The 23,418-nt window shown below is 60.9% G+C and carries 17 protein-coding genes; 5 read left to right on the top strand and 12 right to left on the bottom strand.

Features of this window, described 5'->3' with window-relative positions:
* Positions 1–75: 75 nt before the first annotated feature.
* Positions 76–210, bottom strand: a complete 135-nt coding sequence (gene ccoS, locus IBX54_RS00750; protein ID WP_296540751.1) for a cbb3-type cytochrome oxidase assembly protein CcoS — start codon at positions 208–210, stop codon at positions 76–78.
* Positions 210–2,489, bottom strand: coding sequence for a cation-translocating P-type ATPase (locus IBX54_RS00745; protein WP_296540770.1), 2,280 nt, complete (start codon positions 2,487–2,489; stop codon positions 210–212). The genes ccoS and IBX54_RS00745 overlap by 1 nt, the downstream gene beginning before the upstream one ends.
* A gap of 188 nt (positions 2,490–2,677) precedes the next feature.
* Between IBX54_RS00745 and IBX54_RS00740 the strand changes: the two genes are divergently transcribed.
* Positions 2,678–3,121: a universal stress protein gene (locus IBX54_RS00740; RefSeq protein ID WP_296540750.1), complete on the top strand. Its 444-nt coding sequence runs from the start codon at positions 2,678–2,680 to the stop codon at positions 3,119–3,121.
* 50 nt (positions 3,122–3,171) lie between these two features.
* Here the strand turns inward: IBX54_RS00740 and IBX54_RS00735 are convergent, their stop codons facing one another.
* The 3 genes from IBX54_RS00735 to lgt are packed head-to-tail and all read right to left on the bottom strand — an operon-like array spanning position 3,172 to position 6,443.
* Positions 3,172–4,695 carry a malonyl-CoA synthase gene (locus tag IBX54_RS00735; RefSeq protein WP_296540749.1) on the bottom strand — a complete coding sequence of 508 codons (1,524 nt, stop codon included), beginning with the start codon at positions 4,693–4,695 and terminating at the stop codon, positions 3,172–3,174.
* Between the two features lie 54 nt (positions 4,696–4,749).
* Positions 4,750–5,568, bottom strand: a complete 819-nt coding sequence (locus IBX54_RS00730; protein ID WP_296540748.1) for an enoyl-CoA hydratase/isomerase family protein — start codon at positions 5,566–5,568, stop codon at positions 4,750–4,752.
* A gap of 44 nt (positions 5,569–5,612) precedes the next feature.
* The gene (gene lgt / locus IBX54_RS00725; protein WP_296540747.1) at positions 5,613–6,443 is read right to left on the bottom strand and encodes a prolipoprotein diacylglyceryl transferase; all 831 of its coding nucleotides are present in this window, start codon (positions 6,441–6,443) and stop codon (positions 5,613–5,615) included.
* 125 nt (positions 6,444–6,568) lie between these two features.
* Between lgt and ilvD the strand changes: the two genes are divergently transcribed.
* Positions 6,569–8,263 carry a dihydroxy-acid dehydratase gene (ilvD, locus tag IBX54_RS00720; protein ID WP_296540746.1) on the top strand — a complete coding sequence of 565 codons (1,695 nt, stop codon included), beginning with the start codon at positions 6,569–6,571 and terminating at the stop codon, positions 8,261–8,263.
* A 48-nt stretch (positions 8,264–8,311) separates the two neighbouring features.
* Here the strand turns inward: ilvD and IBX54_RS00715 are convergent, their stop codons facing one another.
* Positions 8,312–8,557: a TIGR04438 family Trp-rich protein gene (locus IBX54_RS00715; protein ID WP_296540745.1), complete on the bottom strand. Its 246-nt coding sequence runs from the start codon at positions 8,555–8,557 to the stop codon at positions 8,312–8,314.
* A 107-nt stretch (positions 8,558–8,664) separates the two neighbouring features.
* Between IBX54_RS00715 and IBX54_RS00710 the strand changes: the two genes are divergently transcribed.
* Positions 8,665–8,967, top strand: coding sequence for a c-type cytochrome (locus IBX54_RS00710; RefSeq protein ID WP_296540744.1), 303 nt, complete (start codon positions 8,665–8,667; stop codon positions 8,965–8,967).
* A gap of 90 nt (positions 8,968–9,057) precedes the next feature.
* Here IBX54_RS00710 and acs read toward each other — a convergent pair whose 3' ends face one another.
* Together acs and dusA are read right to left on the bottom strand one after the other, a co-directional pair.
* Positions 9,058–11,055 carry an acetate--CoA ligase gene (acs, locus tag IBX54_RS00705; protein WP_296540743.1) on the bottom strand — a complete coding sequence of 666 codons (1,998 nt, stop codon included), beginning with the start codon at positions 11,053–11,055 and terminating at the stop codon, positions 9,058–9,060.
* 101 nt (positions 11,056–11,156) lie between these two features.
* The gene (gene dusA / locus IBX54_RS00700) at positions 11,157–12,158 is read right to left on the bottom strand and encodes a tRNA dihydrouridine(20/20a) synthase DusA (RefSeq protein WP_296540742.1); all 1,002 of its coding nucleotides are present in this window, start codon (positions 12,156–12,158) and stop codon (positions 11,157–11,159) included.
* A gap of 88 nt (positions 12,159–12,246) precedes the next feature.
* Here dusA and map point away from each other — a divergent pair, with 88 nt between their 5' ends.
* Both map and IBX54_RS00690 read left to right on the top strand, forming a co-directional pair.
* Entirely contained in the window at positions 12,247–13,080 is an 834-nt protein-coding gene (map, locus tag IBX54_RS00695; RefSeq protein WP_296540741.1) for a type I methionyl aminopeptidase, read from the top strand.
* Positions 13,081–13,105: 25 nt separating this feature from the next.
* Positions 13,106–15,694 carry a [protein-PII] uridylyltransferase gene (locus IBX54_RS00690; RefSeq protein WP_296540740.1) on the top strand — a complete coding sequence of 863 codons (2,589 nt, stop codon included), beginning with the start codon at positions 13,106–13,108 and terminating at the stop codon, positions 15,692–15,694.
* 56 nt (positions 15,695–15,750) lie between these two features.
* Here the strand turns inward: IBX54_RS00690 and def are convergent, their stop codons facing one another.
* From def to smc, 4 genes are read right to left on the bottom strand one after another with little or no spacing between them, the layout of a single operon-like run.
* Positions 15,751–16,320, bottom strand: a complete 570-nt coding sequence (def, locus tag IBX54_RS00685; protein ID WP_296540739.1) for a peptide deformylase — start codon at positions 16,318–16,320, stop codon at positions 15,751–15,753.
* Complete coding sequence (gene ligA / locus IBX54_RS00680; protein ID WP_296540738.1) at positions 16,307–18,391, bottom strand: NAD-dependent DNA ligase LigA; 2,085 nt, start codon at positions 18,389–18,391, stop codon at positions 16,307–16,309. The genes def and ligA overlap by 14 nt, the downstream gene beginning before the upstream one ends.
* 12 nt (positions 18,392–18,403) lie before the next feature.
* A complete protein-coding gene (locus IBX54_RS00675; protein WP_296540737.1) occupies positions 18,404–19,438 on the bottom strand; it encodes a cell division protein ZipA C-terminal FtsZ-binding domain-containing protein in 1,035 nt (344 codons plus the stop codon).
* Entirely contained in the window at positions 19,435–22,956 is a 3,522-nt protein-coding gene (smc, locus tag IBX54_RS00670) for a chromosome segregation protein SMC (RefSeq protein WP_296540736.1), read from the bottom strand. The genes IBX54_RS00675 and smc overlap by 4 nt, the downstream gene beginning before the upstream one ends.
* Positions 22,957–23,418 lie beyond the last annotated feature (462 nt).

Raw genomic sequence — 23,418 nt, 5'->3', positions numbered from 1 at the left:
TCAGTTAGCGGCGGAGTGTGCTCGCATCACCACTTGCGCCATTTGATCCAAATCAACTTCCCTCAAGATTTCTTATCAATCCTTAAGAATTCTCTCCCCCTCTTGCTCCATATCTTCAAATTGTCCACTGTAAATTGCCCACCAGATGCCTCCGATGATGAAAAAAACCAACACGACCGAGAGGGGTACAAGAAAATAAAGTATGTCCATTAAGTATCCTGTTCAACCTGACTGTCTCTTGACAAACGCAAGGCATTGAGCACCACCAACAAGGAACTGCTGGCCATGCCCAGCCCCGCGAGCCAAGCTGGCAACAGGCCAAAAACGGCCAGCGGCACGCAAATCGCGTTGTAGATGGCTGCCCAGGCCAGATTTTGCCTCACAATTTTCAAGGTTCGGCGCGATAGCAGCAACGCCTCTGCCACATTGGCCAATCGACTACCGGAAACCAGAAAATCTGCCTGTGCCTGCGCCAATGGTACCGCTTGGCCAAACGCAAAAGACACATGTGCACCCGCCAGCACCGGTCCGTCGTTCAGGCCATCGCCAACAACGGCCACTTTGTGGCCCTGAAGCTGCGACTCACGCAGGAAGTCAAGCTTGTCCTGCGGTGAACATTGCCCTCGGGCCTTTGCTATGCCGACCGTTTCTGCAACCCATTGCGCCGCATCACTGGCATCACCTGAGAGCAAATACACCTTGATGCCGGCGCGCTGCAAAGCGCTTACCGTGTCTTGAGCATCCGGGCGGATATCTTCCTGGAGTTCAAAACTGGCAAGCCAGCCTTGCGCATCACTCAAGTGCACCTGCAAAGCATTGCCATCGGCTTGTGCCACGCCGCAGAAGCTGGCAGAACCCAGGCGCAGGTCCTTGGTGGCGTCTGCGTCACCCGCCAAGCTGACGCTGGCACGAATGCCCTGCCCGGCCAGCTCCGTGACTTGCTCAGCGCGCCAGTGGTTGGGCATTGCCGCCGACCTTGCGGCGACCACAATGGCTTTGGAAACCGGGTGCAACGAATGCTGCGCCAGCGCCAGGGCCATAGCCAGCACCTCAGGCTGTGTCAGACCTTGCCGCACTTGAATGTCATTGAGCACCATGGCATCGCGCGTCAGGGTACCGGTCTTGTCAAAAAGTACGGTATCCACAGCAGCCAGGGACTCGAACGCATCGAGTCGGCGCACCAGCACGCCGCGCCTGGCCAGCGTACCGGCCGCCGACAGCATGGCCGCCGGCGTGGCCAAGGACAGGGCGCACGGGCAGGTGACGATCAGCACCGACACCGCGACCATCAGCGCCCGCTCGGGGTCGGTCTGCCACCAGTAGGCACAGGCCACGCCGGCAGCAATCAACACGCCAATCAAAAACGGCTTGGCAATGGTGTCAGCCAAGCGGGCCAGCTTGGGCTTGCTGGTGGAGGCACTCTCCATCAAGTTGACCATTTGGGCAAAGCGCGTTTGAGCCCCCACCCGATCCACACGCATCTGCACCGTGGCTGACAGGTTGTGGCTGCCTGAAATCACCTCGTCGCCCACCTGGCGCGACAAAGGCCGGGATTCACCCGTCAGCAAGGCTTCATCCACCGATGTGTGGCCAAGCAATAACACACCATCGGCAGGAAAAGCTTCGCCCGGCAACACGCGAATCACATCGCCCGACTGCAGGCGCCGCACCGGCACGCGTTCAAATTGCCCGTCTGGCTTAAGCCGCAACACACTGTCGGGCAATCGGTTCATCAAGGCCTCGAGCGCGCCAGCCGTCCTGTCACGCAGTCGCAATTCCAGCCAGCGCCCAGCCAGCAGAAAGAACACAAACATGGTCAGCGAGTCAAAAAATACCTCATGACCGAATACACCAGTTGGATCAAACGTGCCTGCGCTACTGACCACAAAGGTGATCAGCATGCCCAGAGCCACCGGCAGGTCCATGCTGACGCGCCGATGCAGCACATCACGCCAGGCATTACTGAAAAAGGGACCGCATGAAAAAAGGATCACCGGCAAGGTCAACACCCAGGATGCCCAGCGCAGCAGCTGCTCCATTTCCGCGCTCAGGTCGCCTGGCTGCGCCACGTAGGCGGGGTAGGCGTACATCATGACCTGCATCATGCACAGGCCGGCCACCATCATGCGCCACAAGGCTTTGCGCGACTCTGCCAGTCGGCGCTCGCGGGCAAACACATCGTTGGCCGGCACCGCGCTGTAACCGGCCGCCTGCACGGCCCGCATCCAGGCCGAAGGGGCAACCGCTGCAGCCTCCCAAACCACCTTGGCGCGGTGGCTACCGGCGCTGACCTCCACGTTGCGCACCCCAGGCACAGCCTTGAGAGCATCTTCAATGGTCAACGCACAGGCCGCACAGTGCATGCCTTCAATCAACACATTCGATTCCCATTGGCCGGGCTGACTCGCCACCTGACGGCTAAAGGCAGCCCACTCCTGTTCATCGTCGAGCAATGCCAGCGACGCTGCTGCCTCTTGCCCGTGCGCCATGGTGTCAGACCCTGGCGGCTTTGTGCCGGGTTGGCGCAGCACAGACTCGGCGTCTCCAAAAATCGTGGGTAACATAAATTTTTTATCAGAGTTAAGTGACCGGAGCTATCCGATCACTGACTTTTATCAACTGCCAAGCGTCAAATCAAGGTGTATGCTGGCAACTTCAACACGCTGGAGACATCATCATGTACGACAAAATTCTTCTCGCGACCGACGGTTCAACATTGTCCAAAAAAGCCGTGAGCAGCGCCATTTCGCTTGCCGCCCTGACAGGCGCGAGTCTGGTCGCTCTGAAAGTGGTTCCCCGCTATCCGCAAAGCTATTTCGAGGGCGGACTGGCCTTGCAGGCAGCAGAGGTGGGACGCATCGAAAAACAATGGGCCGAAGAGGGGCAGGCGGTCGTTGATCAAGTCAAAAAATTAGCCGAAGAACAAGGGGTCAAGACGCGCGCCCTGACCATCAAATCGGACATTGTCTCAGATGCCATCATCGCCAGTGCGCGCAAGCATAAATGCGATTTGATCGTGATGGCCTCGCATGGTCGCAAAGGCGTGAAGCGATTGTTGCTGGGCAGTGAAACACAACAAGTCCTGACGCACTCGCACATCCCTGTGCTGGTTTTGCGATAAGCCGGCAAGACTCAAGTCACCCTGAATTCGGAGTGGCATGCGTGACCATTTCAACTGTATTGCGCGCGTAGCAAATTCTTTTGCACCTTGCCCATGGCGTTGCGCGGCAGTTGCGCCACCACATGGCATTGCTTGGGCACCTTGTAATTGGCCAGGCCTGCTTTGAGTACGGCCAGAATTTGAGCTGAATCCAGCGCCGCTCCAGGCCGTGGCACCACCACGGCCACGCCAACCTCGCCAAAGTCGGCATGTGGCACGCCGACCACCGCGCTTTCTGCCACGCCAGGCAGGTCGTTGATAAAGCTCTCCAGTTCGGCCGGATAAACGTTGTAGCCGCCGCTGATGATCAGGTCTTTGCTGCGGCCCACGATGGTGACGTAAGCTTCTGCATCGACGCGGCCCACATCGCCGGTCTTGAAAAAGCCGTCAGTGGTAAATTCTTCGGCTGTTTTCTCTGGCATGCGCCAGTAGCCGGCAAACACATTCGGGCCCTTGACCTGGATGTCGCCAATGTCACCGCTGGCCAGTTCAGTGCCCTGCCCGTCCACCACCCGCAGCGTGACGCCTGGCAGCGGGAACCCCACGGTGCCGCCCCGACGCTCCCCGCGGTAGGGATTGGAGGTGAGCATGATGGTCTCGCTCATGCCGTAGCGCTCCAGAATGGTGTGGCCGGTGCGCTCCTGCCAGGCGGCAAAGGTGTCGAGCAGCAGCGGCGCCGAACCCGAAACAAACAGCCGCATACGCTGTGCAACTTCCCTGGTCAGCCCCGGCTCGGCCAGCAAACGCACGTACAGCGTGGGCACCCCCATGAACACTGTGGCTTGTGGCATGTGCTTGAGCACGACCTTGGGGTCGAATTTACCCAGCCAGATCATCTTGCTGCCGTTAATGAGGGCGCCATGAATGGCCACGAAAAGCCCGTGCACATGAAAAATCGGCAGTGCATGAATCAGCACGTCGCCGCCTTGCTCCGGGCTGCGCCAGCCCCAATATTCTTTGAGCACCAGGGCGTTACTCAGCATGTTGCCATGGGTGAGCATGGCGCCCTTGGAGCGACCCGTGGTGCCGCTGGTGTAAATGATCACCGCCACATCGTTGGGCTTTTTGATGGCAACGGCATGCTGGTCCGAGGCATGGGCCGCGCGCGCCAGCAGGGAGCCTGTGCGGTCGTCGTTCAAGGTAAAGACGTGGCGCGTACCCGCCTTGAAGGCCAGCGTGCTGACCCAGCCAAAATTTTGATCGCTGCACACCACCACGGCGGGTTCGGCATTGCCGATGAAATAGTCAATCTCGGCGCTTTGGTAGGCGGTGTTGAGCGGCAAAAAAACATAACCGGCACGCAGCGTGGCCAGGTACAGCATCAGCGCTTCGACCGACTTTTCAACCTGCACCGCGATGCGCGAGCCGACTGGCAATTCCAGCGAGCACAAAAAGTTGGCCAACATGGCGGTGCCCCGATCAAGATCGCGCCAGCTGTAGCACTGGCCCGCATCGGTTTCAATGGCACAACGCTCCAGATCACCAGGAAAAGCCCGGCGCAGGTGTGCATAAAGGTTGGCAGAGACTTCAGACACGGTAATTTCCTCGTTGTTACAAGCGAATCAGGCTGTGTTGACTAAAGAGATTCATCAAAACCTGGGTGGCCGCTTTTCCAGAAAGGCGTGGATCCCCTCGCGCTGCTCGGCACTGTCAGCGTAATCGTAGGCTGTGGCCAGCAGGGTTGACAGCGGCTCTACCTGTGCCATCAAAGGTTTGGGAAGCGGCAGGGCATCCAAAAGGACAGGCGACGAATTCAGCACACGCAGCGTTTGCTTGTTCAGGCGCGCCGCTTGCGGGGCCAACTGGCATATGCGCTGCACCGTGGTCTGGGCCAGTGCTGCCAGATCAATATCTGCCACCACCCGGCTCAAAAACCCGCGCTGCAGCATTTCTGGCGCGCCCAGCACCGCTGCCTCCAGCAGCATCTGGCGGGCAGTCACCAGGCCGACTTCGCGCGCCACCAGCGCCGCCTCGCGCGGGGCCATTGGAAAGCCGAGCCTGGCAATGGGCGCGCCAAACCGGGCCGACTCCGCCGCCAGCCGGATGTCGCAGCAACTGGCCAACTCAACGCCTGCACCCATGCAATTGCCGGCAATTTGCGCCACCATCGGCACGTCGCAAGCCTGCATGGTGCGCAGGGCACCCCAGACCTCGACCTCATGAAACTCGCGCAATGAGGCTTCGTTGAACCTGAACGCTGCATATTCAGAGATGTCGCCACCGGCACAGAAATGCGCGCCCTGCCCTGAAATCAGCACACAGCGCACGTCCGTGCTGTGCTGAATGCGCTCAAAGACAGCTCGCAACTCCTGCCACATGGCGCGCGACATGGCGTTGAAACGGCCAGGGTAACTTAGCGTGACATGCGCCACGCCATCGCTCTGTTCAAACTTGATTTTTGCGGTCATTCTCTGTGTTTAAATGAAAGTCACGCGCAGCAATGCAAGCGCAATCAGTGACGATTTTTGCTTAAATTTTGGGCTGGCTGCCTGCCTGCCCACCACCACAGGCCCAGACCACCCAAAATCATCGGCAGGCACAGCCACTGGCCCATGCTCATGCCCAGAGACAGCAAGCCAAGGTGCGCGTCGGGCTCGCGGAAAAACTCGGCAATGAACCTTAACACACCGTAGCCGACCAGGAACATGGCCGCCACCCGGCCCTGGGCGTGCGCCTTGCGCGCATAAAGCCACAGCAGCACAAACAGCAACAAGCCTTCGAGCAGGAATTGGTAGATTTGCGACGGATGGCGCGGCAAGTCGCCGGCCCCCCTGAACACCATGCCCCAGGGCAGATCCGGGCTGGTCACCCGGCCCCATAACTCACCATTGATGAAGTTGCCGATTCGCCCGGCGGCCAACCCCGTGGGCACACAGGGCGCCACAAAGTCGGCCACCTGCAACCAATGCCGACCGCGTGAATGCGCAAACCAGAGCATCGCCACGATCACGCCGAGCATGCCGCCGTGAAAACTCATGCCACCTTGCCAGACCGCGAACACCTCGAGCGGATGCGCCGCGTAATACAGCGGCTTGTAAAACAGGCAGTAGCCCAGGCGGCCGCCCAAAACCACGCCCATCACACCCAAAAACAGAATGTCTTCGACATCCTGCTTTTTCCAGGCTTGCGGGCCGACCAGCGACGCAAACGGCGGATGGTGCAGGCGCAGGCGCCCCAACCAGACAAACAGGCCAAAGGCGGCCAGATAGGTCAGCCCGTACCAATGGACGGCCAAGGGGCCGAGTTGCAAGGCGACCGGATTTATTTCAGGATGAATCAGCATGTTCGGCATTGTCTCGCAAGCCGGCGTGAAATTTGGCAACCAAGGGTCTTTAAAATAAGTCCACGCGCCGCGCACCCATGCCCGGCGTTCGGCCTGAGCACTGCAACCAACCCGAGTGAACTTTTATGAACACCAAACCCGTCGTCATGAACCCGCGCAGCAAAAATATCACCGAAGGAAAATCGCGCGCGCCCAACCGCTCCATGTACTACGCCATGGGCTATGATGGCGACGATTTCAGCAAGCCCATGATCGGTATTGCCAATGGTCACAGCACCATCACGCCATGCAACTCGGGCCTGCAAAAGCTGGCTGATGCCGCCATTGCCGCCATCGAGGAAGCCGGTGGCAACGCCCAGGTGTTTGGCACCCCGACCATTTCGGACGGCATGTCAATGGGCACCGAAGGCATGAAATACAGCCTGGTCAGCCGCGAGGTGATCTCTGACTGCATCGAGACCTGCGTGCAAGGCCAGTGGATGGACGGCGTGCTGGTGATTGGCGGCTGCGACAAAAACATGCCGGGTGGCCTGATGGGCATGCTGCGCGCCAATGTGCCGGCCATTTACGTCTATGGCGGCACCATTTTGCCGGGGCACTACAAGGGCCAGGACCTCAACATCGTCAGCGTGTTTGAGGCGGTAGGCGAAAACGCCGCCGGGCGCATGAGCGACGCAGACCTGCTGGAGATCGAGCGCCGCGCCATTCCCGGCCCGGGTTCCTGCGGCGGCATGTACACCGCCAACACCATGAGCTCGGCCTTTGAGGCACTGGGCATCTCGCTGATGTACTCCAGCACCATGGCCAATCCACATGATGAAAAATTGAACTCGGCCAAAGAATCGGCCAAAGTGCTGATTGAGGCCATCAAGAACGACCTCAAGCCGCGCGACATCGTGACCCGCAAGTCGATCGAGAACGCCATCGCCGTGGTCATGGCCATCGGCGGCTCGACCAACGCCGTGCTGCACTTTCTGGCCATCGCGCACGCCGCGGGTGTCGAATGGACCATCGACGACTTCGAGCGCGTTCGCGTCAAAACCCCGGTGCTGTGCGACCTCAAGCCCAGCGGCAAATACCTGGCGGTCGATCTGCACCGTGCCGGCGGCATTCCACAAGTCATGAAAATGCTGCTCAGCGCCGGCCTGTTGCATGGCGATTGCATCACCATCACCGGACAAACGGTGGCCGAAGTGCTGCAGGACATTCCCGATGCGCCGCGCGCCGACCAGGACGTGATCCGCCCCATGGACCGTCCGATGTACGCCCAGGGGCACCTGGCCATCCTCAAGGGCAATCTGGCACCCGAGGGTTGCGTGGCCAAGATCACCGGCCTCAAAAACCCGGTAATGACCGGTCCGGCGCGTGTGTTCGAGGACGAGCAGTCGGCCCTGAAAGCCATTTTGGCCAACAAGATCGTGGCTGGTGATGTGATGGTATTGCGCTACCTCGGCCCCAAGGGCGGCCCGGGCATGCCCGAAATGCTGGCACCCACCGGCGCGCTGGTCGGCCAGGGGCTGGGTGAGTCGGTAGGTTTGATCACCGATGGCCGTTTTTCAGGCGGCACCTGGGGCATGGTGGTCGGCCACGTGGCCCCCGAAGCCGCCGCGGGTGGCCTGATTGCCCTGATCGAAGAAGGCGATGCCATCACCATCGATGCGCACCAGTTGCTGCTGCAACTCAACGTCAGTGATGACATCATCGCCCAGCGCCGCGCCGTCTGGACAGCCCCCGCGCCGCGCTACACACGCGGCGTGCAGGCCAAGTTTGCTTTTAATGCTTCGACCGCCAGCAAGGGCGCGGTGCTCGACAACTACTAAAAACATCCGTGAAAGCCCAACCGACCATGATGGTTGGGCTGTGCGTGTTCAGCGTTTCTTTTGTTGGTAGTTGGCATCGAGCGCACTTTTGGTGCGTGCGCGGCGCTCCTTGATTCTTTGGTTCTCCCGTTCCATGGCCTTGCGCTTGGTATAGCCAAAGGTGTCTGCCCAGAGCCACCAGAGCACGGCCAATGCAAAGGGCGAAAGCACCCACCACCAAGACCAGTCGGCCAGCGGCCCCAGGGCAAAGTATTTCATGAGCAACAACACCAAGCCCAAAAGCAGTAAATACATAGCCACTCCTTTTTAATGAAATAGCCGCTGGCAAAAAAGCCCATGCCCGCAGCCATCCCTAAAATAACGCATCAAGACTCTAACCCATCTTTTCAAAGGACATCACCATGCAACGAACTCTTTTTGCCTTGCTCGCAGCCGTTTTTATGGCGGCACCGGCATTGGCGGATCAGGCACTGGCGAAAAAAAAGAATTGCATGGCCTGCCATGCGGTTGAGAAAAAAGTTGTTGGCCCGGCCTACAAGGATGTCGCCAAAAAATACGCCGGGCAAAATGTTGAAGCCAAATTGGTTACCAAAATCAAACAGGGTGGCTCGGGCGTTTGGGGTGCCATTCCAATGCCCGCCAACCCCCAGGTGAGCGATGCCGAGGCCAAACAATTGGTGACCTGGGTGTTGTCGCTCAAGTAAACGCCCTGCCCTGACCGCGCCGCTGCCAAGCGCGGGTGCACACAAAAAAGCCCGCAATTGCGGGCTTTTTCAATCAGGGTTCACTGAACTTCAGTAGGCCTGGCCCAGTTGGCCCAAAATGGCCGGGTTTTCCAGCGTGGACGTATCCTGCGTGATGTCTTCACCCTTGGCCAGCGAACGCAATAAGCGACGCATGATTTTGCCGGAACGGGTCTTGGGCAAGTTTTCACCAAAGCGGATGTCCTTGGGCTTGGCAATGGGGCCGATTTCCTTGGCCACCCAGTCGCGCAGCTCCTTGGCAATGGCTTTGGCTTCGTCGCCTGATGGCACGCCGCGCTTCAACACCACAAAAGCGCAAATTGCTTCACCCGTCAGGTCGTCCGGACGACCCACCACGGCCGCCTCGGCGACCAGGTCAGTCTTGGCCACCAGCGCCGATTCGATTTCCATGGTGCCCATGCGGTGACCCGACACGTTCAGCACGTCGTCGATGCGGCCGGTAATGCGGAAGTAACCACGGTCTTCAGAGCGCACCGCGCCGTCGCCGGCAAGGTAGTAGGTGCCGCCCATTTCAGGCGGGAAGTAGCTGTTCTTGAAGCGCTCTGGGTCGTTCCAGATGGTGCGGATCATCGACGGCCAGGGGCGCTTGACCACCAACAGACCGCCCGACCCATTGGGCACATCGTGACCGGCTTCATCGACGATAGCAGCCATGATGCCAGGCAACGGCAAGGTGCAACTGCCGGGCACCAAGGGTGTTGCACCGGGCAGTGGCGTAATCATGTGGCCACCGGACTCGGTTTGCCAGAACGTGTCAACAATCGGGCATTTTTCGTGACCAATGTTTTTGTAGTACCACATCCAGGCCTCGGGGTTGATGGGCTCGCCCACCGTGCCCAAAATGCGCAGGCTCGACAAGTCGGAGCGGTCCGGATGCACTTTTTCGTCGGTCTCTGCCGACTTGATGAGTGAGCGGATGGCCGTGGGTGCGGTGTAGAAAATGCTGCACTTGTGGCGCTCGATCATCTGCCAGAAACGACCGGCGTTCGGGTAGGTCGGGATGCCTTCAAAGATGATCTGCGTCGCACCGGCGGCCAGCGGGCCGTAGGCCACATAGGAGTGGCCTGTGATCCAGCCGATGTCGGCGGTGCACCAGAACACATCATCGGGCTTCAGGTCAAACACCCATTCCATGGTCAGTTTGGCCCACAGCAGGTAGCCGCCGGTGGAATGCTGCACACCTTTGGGTTTACCGGTGGAGCCAGACGTGAACAGAATGAACAAGGGGTGCTCGGCACCCACCGTGACCGGCGCGCATTCGGTGCTTTGGCCCGCCAGCGCCTCGGTAAAGGTGATGTCGCGGCCTGCCACCATGTTGCAGGGGCTGGGGGTGCGCTCGAACACAAACACGGTCTTGATGGATTCGCAGCCACCCAGGCCAAGGCCCTCGTCCACAATGCCCTTGAGCGGCAACTGCTTGCCACCGCGCATCTGGAAGTTGGCCGTGACCACCGCCACTGCACCAGCATCCACAATACGCTCTTGCAGCGCTTTGGCTGAGAAGCCGCCAAACACCACACTGTGGATGGCACCAATGCGGGCGCAGGCCTGCATGGCAATCACACCTTCGAGCGACATCGGCATGTAAATCAGCACACGGTCGCCCTTATTGATGCCTTTGGCCTTGAGGGCATTAGTGAACTGGCTAACCTTGGCGAGCAGTTCCTTGTAGGTGGTTTTGGTCACTGCGCCGTCATCGGCTTCAAAAATGACCGCGACCTTGTTTTCGTTGGGCGTGCCCATGTGCTTGTCAAGACAGTTGGCCGAGGCGTTGAGTTCACCGTCTTCAAACCACTTGTAGAAGGGCGCATTGGACTCGTCGAGGGTTTTGGTAAACGGCTTGTTCCAGACCAGGTTTTCACGCGCCAGGCGGGCCCAGAAGCCCTCAAAGTCTTTTTCTGCCTCAGCGCATAAGGCTTGGTACGCATCCATGCCCGAGATGCGCGCCGCCTTGACAGTAGCCTCGCTCGGCGGGAAAACACGGTTTTCAACCAACATGGATTCAACAGCAGTTGTGGGTGTAGTCACGAATCAATCTCCTCTAGTTAAACAAAGTTCTTCCAATAATGTCACGGCTGGCACTTACAGGCCACTGACTGTCTGACGCCTGACAGCGCACCATCCGAAATTCATGCCAAAGGCTGGTGCGCCAGCGCCATCACCTGCTCCGCCGGCAGTTCCTTGAGCTTGTGGTCGCTCCAGACCTGGCGCCAGCGCCGCGCACCTGGCAGGCCGTGGCGCAGTCCGAGCATGTGCCTGGCAATGGCTTGCCAGGGTGTGCCAAACAAGGCAGCCTGCTCGGTAATGTAAACCACCATCTTCTGCTCGACTGATTCGCGAGTCAGTCCGGCCTGACTGGCATCGGCAAAAAACTGCTGATCCCATTCGCTCAGCCACCACGGGTTGTGATAGGCCTCGCGGCCCAGCATGACACCATCGACGTGTTGCAGATGCTGCTCAATCTGATCGGTTTGGGTGATGCCGCCGTTGATGACAAATTCAAGCATCGGAAAATCTTTTTTGAGCTGGTACCCCCAGTCATAACGCAGCGGCGGCACCTCGCGGTTGTCCCTGGGGCTCAAGCCTTGCAGCCAGGCGTTGCGCGCATGCACAATGAAAGTGCGGCAACCGGCCAGGCTGAGCGCGCCGACAAAATCGCGCACAAAGTCATAACTCTCGGTTTTGTCGATGCCAATGCGGTGCTTGACCGTGACCGGGATCGACACCGCATCCAGCATGGCCTTGACGCCGTCGGCCACCAGGGCCGGCTCGCGCATCAAACAGGCACCAAAAGCGCCACGCTGCACCCGCTCGCTCGGGCAGCCGCAATTCAAATTCACCTCGCTGTAGCCCCACGCCTGCGCCCAGCGCGCGCACTGTGCCAGATCAGCAGGTTCACTGCCACCCAACTGCAGTGCCAGCGGCAGCTCGGCCGCGCTGTAGTCAAGATGCCGGGCCCGGTCGCCATGGATCAAGGCGCCGGTAGTCACCATTTCGCTGTACAGCAGGGCATGCCTGGACAACAAACGGTGCAAATAGCGGCAATGCCGATCCGACCAATCCAGCATGGGCGCAACGCATATTTTGTGGCTGATCACGGAGGTTTGAGCAAGTTGGTTGGAATCGGTCAATTTTCTCCCGATTCAGACCTGCCGCAATGATCCCGGCCAGAAACACCTATCAAAAACGGCTCTTGACCGCGATGGGATAATTTGCAGCATGACGATTACTTACAAAGACCCCGACGGCATTGCCGGCATGCGCATCGCCGGGCGCCTGGCTGCCGAACTGCTTGACTATCTGGCCCAGTTTGTGAAACCCGGCATCACCACCAACGAACTCGACCGGTTGGCCGAGGACTACACCACGCAGGTGCTCGGGGCCATCTCGGCACCGTTGAACTATGCGCCGGGTGGCCACACTCCCTACCCAAAATCAATCTGCACCTCGATCAACCACCAGGTCTGCCACGGCATTCCCAACGACAAGCCGCTCAAGAAAGGCGACATCATCAACATCGATGTCACGGTCATCAAAAACGGCTGGCATGGCGATTCGAGCCGCATGTACCAGGTGGGCGAGGTGTCCATCGCGGCCAAGCGCCTGTGCAAACTCACCTTTGATGCCATGTGGAAGGGCATCATGCAAGTGCGCGACGGTGCCTATCTGGGCGACATTGGGCATGCCATTCAGACCTTTGCCGAAGGCCACGGCCTGAGCGTGGTGCGCGAGTATTGCGGCCACGGCATCGGCCAAAAATTTCATGAAGAGCCGCAGGTGCTGCACTACGGCAAGCCAGGCACACTGGAGCAGCTCAAGGCCGGCATGACCATCACCATCGAGCCCATGCTCAATGTGGGCCGCAAAGAAATCAAGGAACTCGGTGACGGCTGGACCATCGTCACCAAAGACCATTCGCTGTCTGCCCAGTGGGAGCACACCGTGCTGGTGACACCCACCGGTTACGAGGTGTTGACCCTGTCTGCCAACAGCCCGGCCGTTCCCGAGTTTGTCAAGCCTGCCGCCCCTGCGATGAGCCTGACAGTAGCCTGATTCGCCATTTTTGATGCGGCGTCCCATGGGCGATCTCAACGTGCTGCGCGAGCAGTTTCGCGCCAAAAAAACGGCTCTTTTCCAATCGTTGGCAGATGGCAGCTGCAGCGCACGCGGCGTTGCAGCCACCTTGGGCAAGCTCTCTGCCCTTGCCGATCAAACCCTGAAAACCCTTTGGCGGCGTGCCGCTTTTCCACCGGGTCTGGCGCTGGCTGCCGTGGGTGGCTATGGCCGCGGCGAGTTGTTTCCCTATTCAGACATCGATGTGCTGGTGCTGTTGCCCGATGACATCGTGCTGGAACATGACGCCGACCTGAAAACCCGCATCGAAGGCTTTATCGGCAGTTGCTGGGATGCCGGGCTGGAGATCAGCTCCAGCGTGCGCTCTGTGGCCGAATGCCTGAGCGAGGCAGATAAGGATGTCACGGTGCAAACCGCGTTGTTGGAGTCGCGCCTGATCACGGGCGATGCGGCTACCTACGACGCGTTCAAACGCCAGTTTGTTGCCGCCATCGACCCGCAGGCCTTCTTTATTGCCAAAACCCTGGAGCTGCACCAGCGCCACAGCAAGTTCGACAACACGCCCTACGCGCTCGAACCCAACTGCAAGGAGTCGCCCGGCGGGCTGCGTGATTTGCAGATCATTTTGTGGGTGGCCAAGGCAGCGGGCCTGGGCAACAACTGGAACGAACTGGCCAGAAATGGCTTGGCCACCGCGTTCGAGGTCAAACAGATCAAGCGCAACGAAGCCTTGCTATGGCTGATTCGCACCCGGCTGCACCTGATCGCCAAACGCCGTGAAGACCGGCTTGTCTTTGACATGCAAAATGCGGTAGCGCAGGCCTTCGGGTTTGCAGCGCCGCCTGCAACCGCCGGGCGGCGCGCTCTGGTGCGCCCCAGCGAGGCGCTCATGAAACGCTATTACTGGGCGGCCAAGGCGGTGACCCAGCTTAACCAGATTTTGCTGCTCAACATCGAAGAACGCCTGAGTCCCAGCACGCACGAGCCACGCCCCATCAACGCCCATTTTTCCGACAAGGCCGGTATGCTCGAAGTGGTCAGTGACGACCTCTACCAGCGCGAGCCGCACGCCATCCTGGAAACTTTCCTGGTGTTCCAGACTGCCGACATGAATGGCCTGTCGGCGCGCACGCTGCGCGCCCTGTACAACGCCCGCGAACTGATGAACGGTGCCTTTCGCAAGGACCCGATCAACCATGCCACGTTCGTGCAGATACTGAAACAGCAAAGTGGCATCACTCACGCCATGCGGCTGATGAACCAGACCTCGGTGCTGGGGCGCTACCTGTGGGCGTTTCGCCGCATCGTCGGGCAAATGCAGCACGACCTGTTTCATGTCTATACCGTCGATCAGCATGTGCTGATGGTGCTACGCAATGTGCGGCGTTTCTTCATTGTGGAGCACGCCCACGAATACCCGTTTTGCGCGCAACTGGCGAGTGGCTGGGACAAGCCCTGGATTTTGTATGTGGCGGCGCTGTTTCACGACATCGCCAAAGGCCGCGGCGGCGACCACTCGCAACTGGGCGAACTCGAGGCGCTGCGCTTTTGCAAGCAACACGAGGTCAGCCGCGAAAACACCGAACTCATCGCCTTTGTGGTGCGCGAACACCTCACCATGAGCCGCGTGGCACAGAAACAAGACCTCAGCGACCCCGATGTAATTGCGGCCTTTGCCAAACGTGTGGGCAACGAGCGCTACCTGAGCGCGCTCTACCTGTTCACCGTGGCCGACATTCGCGGCACCTCGCCCAAAGTCTGGAACGCCTGGAAAGGCAAGCTGCTCGAAGACCTGTACCGCCTGACGCTGCGCGTGCTCGGCGGTCACGCCGCCGACCCGCATGTGGAGATGGAAACCCGCAAGCGCGAGGCTCTGATCCAACTCGCCCTGCACGCCCAGCCCTTCGAGGGGCACAAAGCCCTGTGGGACACCCTGGATGTGGGCTACTTCATGCGCCACGACGCCTCAGACATTGCCTGGCACACACGCCAACTCTCGCGCCACGTCAAGTCAGGCAAGTCGATCGTGCGGGCGCGCTTGTCGCCGCTCGGCGAAGGCCTGCAAGTGCTGGTCTATACCCCCGACCTGCCCGACCTGTTTGCGCGTATTTGCGGCTACTTTGAACACCGGGCCTTCAGCATTCTGGATGCCCGCGTGCACACCGCCTGCAACCACTATGCGCTCGACACGTTTCAGGTCACAACTGAGGCCATGCCCAAGCTCTACCATGAACTCACCAGCATGGTGGAGGCCGAGCTGGCCCGGGCTATTCTGAAGACTGGGCCACTGCCGCCACCGGGCAAGGGACGTGTCTCACGCCGCGTCAAGAGTTTTCCAATCACGCCGCGTGTGAGCCTGCAGCCCGACGAAAAAGGCCAGCGCTGGCTGCTCAACATCTCGGCCAGCGACCGGGTTGGCCTGCTGTACAGCGTGGCGCGGGTGCTGGCCCGGCACAAGGTGAATGTGCAACTGGCCAAAATCAATACCTTGGGCGAGCGTATCGACGACACCTTTTTGATTGACGGCCCGGAGCTGCAGGAAAACAAAGCCCAAATCGCCATTGAGACCGAGTTGCTGGAGGCGCTGGCCTAGAAGTCTGGGCGGCAGAGCGTTCTGCTGCGTGTCCCCCGCCCTGCGGGCTCCTCCTTTTACCTGCGCAGAACGCTCTGCCGCCCAGACTCCTGGTCGTCGGCGCCGTCAAGCCCCGGAAAAAGCACCGAGGTGAAGCCAAATTGGGTGAAGTCACGCACCCGCATCGGGTACAGCTTGCCTACCAGGTGATCACACTCATGCTGCACCACGCGGGCGTGAAAGCCTTGTACGGTGCGCTCGATGGCGTCGCCGTATTGATCGAACCCGGTGTAGCGAATGTGCTCGAAACGTGGCACCTTGCCACGCAGGCCGGGCACTGACAGGCAGCCTTCCCAGTCTTCAATCTGCTCAGCCGAAAGCGGCGTGATGACCGGGTTGATCAACACCGTGCGCGGCACCACCGGCGCCTGCGGGTAACGCGGGTTGGCGCGGTCGGTGCCAAAAATCACCAACTGCAAATCGACGCCAATCTGCGGTGCTGCCAACCCGGCACCGTCTGCCGCGCGCATGGTGTCGAGCAGGTCGCTGATCAGCAGGTGCAGCGCATCGGTGTCAAACGCGGTCACGGCCTGCGCCACGCGCAGCAGGCGCGGGTCGCCCATTTTCAGAATCTCACGCACCGCCATCGAGCATTTCCTTCAATTGGTCTTCATCGAGCACCGCCACACCCAGTTCGCGCGCCTTGTCGAGCTTGCTGCCGGCTTCAGTTCCCGCCACGACAAAGCTGGTTTTCTTGCTGACCGAGCCCGCCACCTTGCCGCCAGCGGCTTCGATCAAGGCTTTGGCCTGTTCGCGGCCCAGCGTGGGCAAGGTGCCGGTGAGCACAAAGGTCTGGCCGCTCAAAGGCTGGGGCGCCACCGGCGCCGGTTCGCCCTCGGGCCAGGTCACGCCGCAGGCGCGCAGTTGTTCAAGCACCTCGCGGTTGTGCGCCTGGTCAAAAAAGGTGCGGATGCTTTTGGCCACAATCGGGCCCACGTCAGCCACCGCCAGCAAGTCCTCTTCGCTGGCGTCCATGATGGCGTCGAGCTTGCCGAAGTGCCGCGCCAGTGCCTTGGCCGTGGCCTCGCCCACATGGCGAATGCCCAGACCAAACAAAAAGCGCGGCAAGCTGGTTTGTTTGGATTTTTCCAGCGCGTCCAGCATGTTTTGCGCCGACTTGTCGGCCATGCGCGGCAGATTGGCCAGCGCCGTGAAGCCCAGCCGGTACAAGTCTGGCAGCGTGTTGATGATGCCCGCATCGACCAATTGATCGACGAGCTTGTCGCCCAGGCCCTCGACCTCGACGGCGCGGCGCTGGGCAAAGTGCAATATGGCTTGCTTGCGCTGGGCGCTGCAAAACAGGCCGCCGGTGCAGCGGTAGTCGGCCTCGCCCTCCTCGCGCACCGCCGCGCTGCCACACACCGGGCACTGACGCGGCATGGTGAAAATGGCCGTGTCGTCCACGCGCTTGTCAGGCAGCACACTTACCACTTCGGGAATCACGTCACCGGCGCGGCGCACCACCACAGTGTCGCCCACGCGCACGTCCTTGCGGCGCGCCTCGTCTTCGTTGTGCAGGGTGGCGTTGGTCACGGTCACGCCGCCGACAAACACCGGTGCCAGCTTGGCCACCGGCGTCAGTTTGCCGGTGCGCCCCACCTGCACATCAATGGCCAGCACCGTGGTCAGCATCTCTTGCGCCGGAAACTTGTGCGCCACGGCCCAGCGTGGCTCGCGCGTGACAAAGCCCAGCTGACGCTGCAACGCCAGGCTGTTGACCTTATACACAACCCCGTCAATGTCAAAGCCCAGGCCATCGCGCAGCGCGCCAATCGACTCGTAATACGCCACCAGTTCGACCGCACCCTGTGCTATTCGGACCAGGCTTGATACCGGGAAACCCCAGTTTTTCAGGGTCTGCATCATCTCGAAATGCGTCTGCCAGACCGGTCCGCCAGCTTCTGGCGCTGTAACTTCACCCAGGCCATAGGCAAAAAAACTCAATGGGCGCTGTGCAGCAATGGCCGGATCGAGCTGGCGCACCGCACCAGCGGCGGCATTGCGCGGGTTGACGAAGGTGTGCTCGCCGCGCTCACCGGCGGCGATACGCTGGCGCTGGCGTTCATTGAGCGCCTCAAAGTCATCACGGCGCATATAGACCTCGCCACGCACCTCGAGCACAGGCGGTGCGTCAGCAGGCAAGCGCAGCGGAATCTGGCCGATGGTGCGGATGTTTTGTGTGACGTCTTCGCCCACCTCGCCGTCACCGCGGGTGGCGGCCTGCACCAGCGCACCGTGCTCGTAGCGCAGGTTCATGGCCAGGCCGTCAAACTTGGGCTCGGCCACGTACTCAAGCGCGGGCGCTGCGTCTGTCAAGCTCAGCTCGCGGCGAATACGCGCATCAAAATTCTCAGCGCCACTGGCCTCGGTATCGGTTTCGGTGCGAATACTCAGCATCGGCACGGCATGGCGAACCGGGGCAAACTGCGCCAGCACCTTGCCGCCCACGCGCTGGGTTGGCGAGTCCGGTGTGATCAGCTCGGGGTGGCGCGCCTCCAGCGCCTGCAGCTGCCTGAACAGGCGGTCGTATTCGGCGTCGGGAATGGTGGGTGCGTCAAGCACGTAATAGCGATGGGCGTGCTCGTGCAGCAGCTGGCGCAATTGCACCATTTCACCAGCATCATCAGGCTCAGGCGCAAACAAGTCGGGCGTGGTCATGCACCAAAGCCTTCAGGAAAACAGCCGTCTTGCCAACGGCGAGCCCGCAGCCAGTTCATGCTGCGCCAGAATGTCGTACAGCTGCGCCAGCTCAGTGGCGATCACGGTCATGGCCTCTGGCGACAAGGCCGCGCCCCGGTCGTCGATGACCACGCCATCCATCTCCTGGGCCAGCGCTTGGGCGAGGGCACTCATGCGCTCAAAGGGTTTTTCGTTGCGGTCCACTTGCGCCACGTCCAGGCCCAGGGTGATCTGGCGCAGGGCCGATTGTGTCGGGTCATCGGCCAGCGCGGCCAGTGCATCAAAGCTCAGGCTCACCACGGGCGGCAAGCCCGCCGTGCTGGCAGGTATCACCAGGCGCCCGGCCAGCGAACCCATGACAAAACCATGCCGCGCCGAGGTTTGCTGAATGTAGCTGGGGCTCCAGGCCACCCGGCGCGCCTGCACCATCAGCACCAATTGCGCGTCGTGGCCGCTGGCAAACTGGTCGAGTTCGCGCGCCCGGCTGACCTCGTCGCGCATCACCGGCAAGTCGGGCGTGCCGCCGATGGCATCGCAAAAGCTTTGCGTCTTCATGACAAATTCGGAAAACTCGATGTCGTTGAGCGCACCGGAGCGGTTGGCCAGCTGCACGCCGGCCTGCAACTGGCTGTAGCTTTGCCCCGCCAAGGGCGGCTCCCAGCGCCGTGTGGCGGCATTGAGCCCCTCGATGGCAAACGGCTTGCTGCCGACCCGGCGCGTGGACGGCAGCGCCGCCAGAATCGCTTCACCCGACAAAGGCGCTTCAAGCGCAATCGGGGCTATGGCATCGATCAAGGCATCGAGGCCCGGTTTTTTCTCGGGGGCCGGGCTGGCCAGGGCATCGCCCGCCAGCGCAAAGTCGGTCAAATGCGGCTCAATGCGCCCCGCCTCCGGTACCTGGGTGCATGGCTCGCTCGGCTCCGCCTGACGCGGCTGGCTTTTGCGCGCCAGCCAGGCGTAATAAGCCGCCATGGCGATCAGCAGCAGCACGCCCAATAGCAACAGACTTAACTGCAAGGACATCATGATTCTCCCCATTCTGTCATCGTCAGGGCGGCCTCCATATCGACCGCCACAATACGCGACACGCCTTGCTCCTGCATGGTCACCCCAATCAGTTGTTTGGCCATTTCCATGGCGATCTTGTTGTGGCTGATGAACAAAAACTGCGTGTCTTTGCTCATGGTCGCCACCAGTTTGGCATAACGCTCGGTGTTGGCATCGTCCAGCGGCGCATCAACTTCGTCAAGCAGACAAAACGGCGCCGGGTTGAGCTGAAAAATGGCAAACACCAGCGCAATCGCGGTCAGCGCTTTTTCGCCACCCGAGAGCAGCGCAATGCTCTGGTTCTTCTTGCCCGGCGGCTGCGCCACCACCTGCACGCCGGAGTCAAGAATTTCGTCGCCGGTAATGACCAGGCGCGCATTGCCACCGCCAAACAGTTCCGGAAACATCTTGCCAAAGTGTTCGTTGACCTTGTTGAAGGTGCCTGACAGCAGCTCACGGGTTTCACTGTCGATCTTTTTGATGGCGTCTTCGAGCGTGGTCATGGCCTCCACCAGGTCTGCCATTTGCGCGTCCAGAAATTGCTTGCGTTCGCGGGCTGCCGCCAACTCGTCAAGCGCCGCCAGATTGACCGCGCCCAAAGCGGCAATGTCGCGGTTGATGCGGTCAATCTCACCCTGCAGGCCGGCCAGGCGCGCCTGGTCCTGGCTGACCGAAAGCGCCACGGCCTCCAGGTCGGCCTGGGCATCAGTCAGAAGCTGGGTGTATTGTTCAAAACCAATGCGCGATGCCTGCTCCTTGAGCTGGAACTCGGTGATGCGCGCACGCAGCGGGTCGAGCTCACGCTCGAGCTGCAGGCGGCGTTCGTCGCTGGCGCGCAGCTTGGCGCTCAGATCGTCGTACTGGCTGCGCTGGGCGCTCAAATGTTGCTCACGCTCGAGCTTGAGCGCCAGGGCCTGCTGCAGACCGCCCTGGGCCGCGGCATCGTTCAAACGGGTCAACTCGTCCTGGGCGCGCTGGCTCTCGGCAGCCACCGCGGCAGCCTGCGCCAGCGCCGTTTCGATGGCGCGCGACAACTCGGCCTTGCGCGCGTCCAGGCTGCGCAAGGTAAAAGTGGCTTCCTGCGCCTGGCGTTCCAGGCTGCGCTGCTGCTCGCGCGATGCCGCCAGTTGGCGCTCGGCCCCGATCACGTGGTCGTCGAGCTCGGCATGGCTTTGCTGGGCATCCGCCAGTTGCATGTCAAGTTCTTCAAAGCGGGCTTCGGCCAGCACGCGGCGCTCCTGCAGTTCATCAAGCTGGCCCTCAACCTCGCCCAAGTCACTGGCAAGCTGGGCGCTGCGGCTGCGCGCCTGCTCGGCCTGCTGGGTCAATTGCAGGGTCTGCACCTGCAAACCATGGGCTTTCTGCTGTGCCTCTGCGGCTTCTTTGCGGATGCTGGCCAAACGTTGCGCCACATCGGCATAGGCGGCCTCGGCGCGCGCCAGCGCGGCACGCGCCTCGTTGCTGATCAGCACCTGGGCACGCAGTTCCTTTTCCAGATTTTCAATTTCCTGGGCGCGTGCCAACAGCCCCGCCTGCTCGGAGTCAGGCGCGTAAAAGCTGACGCTGTGGCGGCCAACGGCATGGCCGGTCTTGACATAAATGACCTCGCCAGGGTGCAAGTTTTCGCGGCTGGCCAGCGCTTCTTCCAGGCTATTTGCCGTGAAGCACCCCGGCAACCAGTCATCAAGCACGGCTTGTTGCCCGGCATCATGCAGCCGCAGCAAATCAGACAAGCGTGGCAAAGGCGAAGCGCTCGGGCTTTGGGCGGCGGGCGGCGGGCTGTAAAACGCCAGCTTGGCCGGTGGCGCGTCCTGCGCAAAGGCGCGCACCAGTTCCAGCCGGCTCACTTCCAGCGCGCCCAGCCGCTCGCGCAAAGCGCCCTCCAGCGCGTTTTCCCAACCCTGCTCGATGTGCAGCCGGCTCCACAAGCCCGACAAATGGTCGAGTCCATGTTTTTGCAGCCAGGGCTGAAGTTTGCCGTCGCTCTTGACCCTGTCCTGCAGCGCCTTGAGCGCTTCCAGCCGCGCCGAGAGATCAGCCAACTGGGCCGACTCCTGGTTGGCAATTTGCTGCTGCGAGCGGCGCTGCTCATCGCACTCGGGCGCGCGCTCGGTCAGTTCCTCCAGGCGGGCCTGCGCCAGTTCAGCGGCCTCCTGCGCCTGGTCCAGCACGCGCTGCTGCTCGATGATGTTGCGCTCGTCGGGTGCCACCAGCTTGTTGCGGTCAGCCAGCAGGCGCTCGCGCCGCGTGCCCAATTGGCGCGACTGTTCCTCAATGCCGCGTTGTTCCGCTGCGAGCACGCCAATCTGCTGTTGCACCTGGGCCACGCTGGCGCGCTGCGCGTTGGCCTTGTTCTGGGCCTGGCGCAAGGTTTCTTCCAGCACGGGCAGGTGTTGCGCCTGCTCTTCCAGTTGGGCAGCCAGCAATTCGTTCTTTTCTTCGCCCAGCAACTCAAGTTCCGCCAGGTCTTCCAGCGCGGTTTCGGCGTCCTGGCGGCGCGTGGCCCACTCGGTGGTCTGCTCCAGCAGCGTGCGCAGGCGCAGTTCCACGCGCTGGCGGCCTTCCACCACAAAACGGATTTCCGCTTCCAGGCGGCCGACCTCGGCGCTGGCCTCGTACAGCAACCCCTGCGCCTGGTTGACCTGGTCGCCAGCAGCGTAATGGGCCTGGCGCACGGTCTCCAGCTCGGATTCGATGTGGCGCACATCGGCCAGTCGGGCCTCCAGCGCATTCACTGCGGCGAGCCCTTCGGCCTGGATGCGCGCCTGCTCGGCCTGCGACTCGGCGCGTTTCAAAAACCAGAGCTGGTGCTGCTTGCGCGTGCCTGCGGCTGTCAAAGCGTTGAATTGTTGCGCCACCTCGGCCTGCTTTTCCAGCTTGTCGAGGTTGGCATTGAGCTCGCGCAAAATGTCTTCGACGCGCGTCAGGTTCTCGCGCGTGTCGCCCAAACGGTTCTCGGTCTCGCGGCGGCGCTCCTTGTATTTGGACACGCCCGCAGCTTCTTCAAGAAACAGGCGCAGCTCCTCGGGCTTGCTCTCGATGATGCGGCTGATGGTGCCCTGGCCGATGATGGCATAGGCGCGCGGCCCCAGCCCGGTGCCCAAAAACACATCCTGCACGTCGCGCCGACGCACCACCTGGTTGTTGATCAGGTAACTGCTGTTGCCGTCGCGCGTGAGCACGCGTTTCACGGCGATCTCGCCAAACTGGTTCCACTGACCGCCAGCACGGTGGTCGTCGTTGTCGAACACCAGTTCGACGCTGGCGCGGCTGGCCGGCTTGCGCGTGGTGGTGCCGTTAAAGATTACGTCCTGCATCGACTCGCCGCGCAACTCCGACGCCTTGCTCTCGCCCAGCACCCAGCGCACGGCGTCCATGATGTTGGATTTGCCGCAGCCGTTGGGCCCGACCACGCCCACCAGTTGCCCGGGCAACAAGAAATTGGTGGGTTCGGCAAACGACTTGAAGCCTGATAGCTTGATGGAATTGAGACGCACAGGGAGCGGTAAAGTCAGCTTGAAAAAGGCAAAACAGCCAAGAAACAATGGCCGCCAGGAAAACCAAGCAGGATGATACCTTGACGAAGCTGCCTGCAAGCTTCGCAAACGCCCGTTCTATATGCCATGAGAATATATGGTCATCATCAAAATGATGTTTGAAATATATTCATTGGCCCGTAAAGTCCAGCCCCATAGTTGATATTGCTTTCATTTTTGCCTGGTTTTTTGTCGGGATCGCAGTCGGTTTGACCGGCGGCGGCCATGCCGCGCTGGCCGCGGCGGACTGGTCGGCGCCGAGCCCGCTGCTGGCTTATGCCGGCAGCAAGCCGAATGCCCTCTGACTGTCACGGCAACTCAACTACCCCAAATGATCAAACACAGACCTCACTGCGAGCCCCCCCGTGTCCGGCCCGATACCGCACACGGACCTTGAACAGAGACTTCGTCACTGCGAGCGTA

Source organism: Rhodoferax sp., from assembly GCF_014859475.1.
Taxonomy (GTDB): domain Bacteria; phylum Pseudomonadota; class Gammaproteobacteria; order Burkholderiales; family Burkholderiaceae_C; genus Rhodoferax.
The sequence above is the reverse complement of the archived record's forward strand: the minus strand, read 5'-3'. Positions and strand labels throughout refer to the sequence as shown.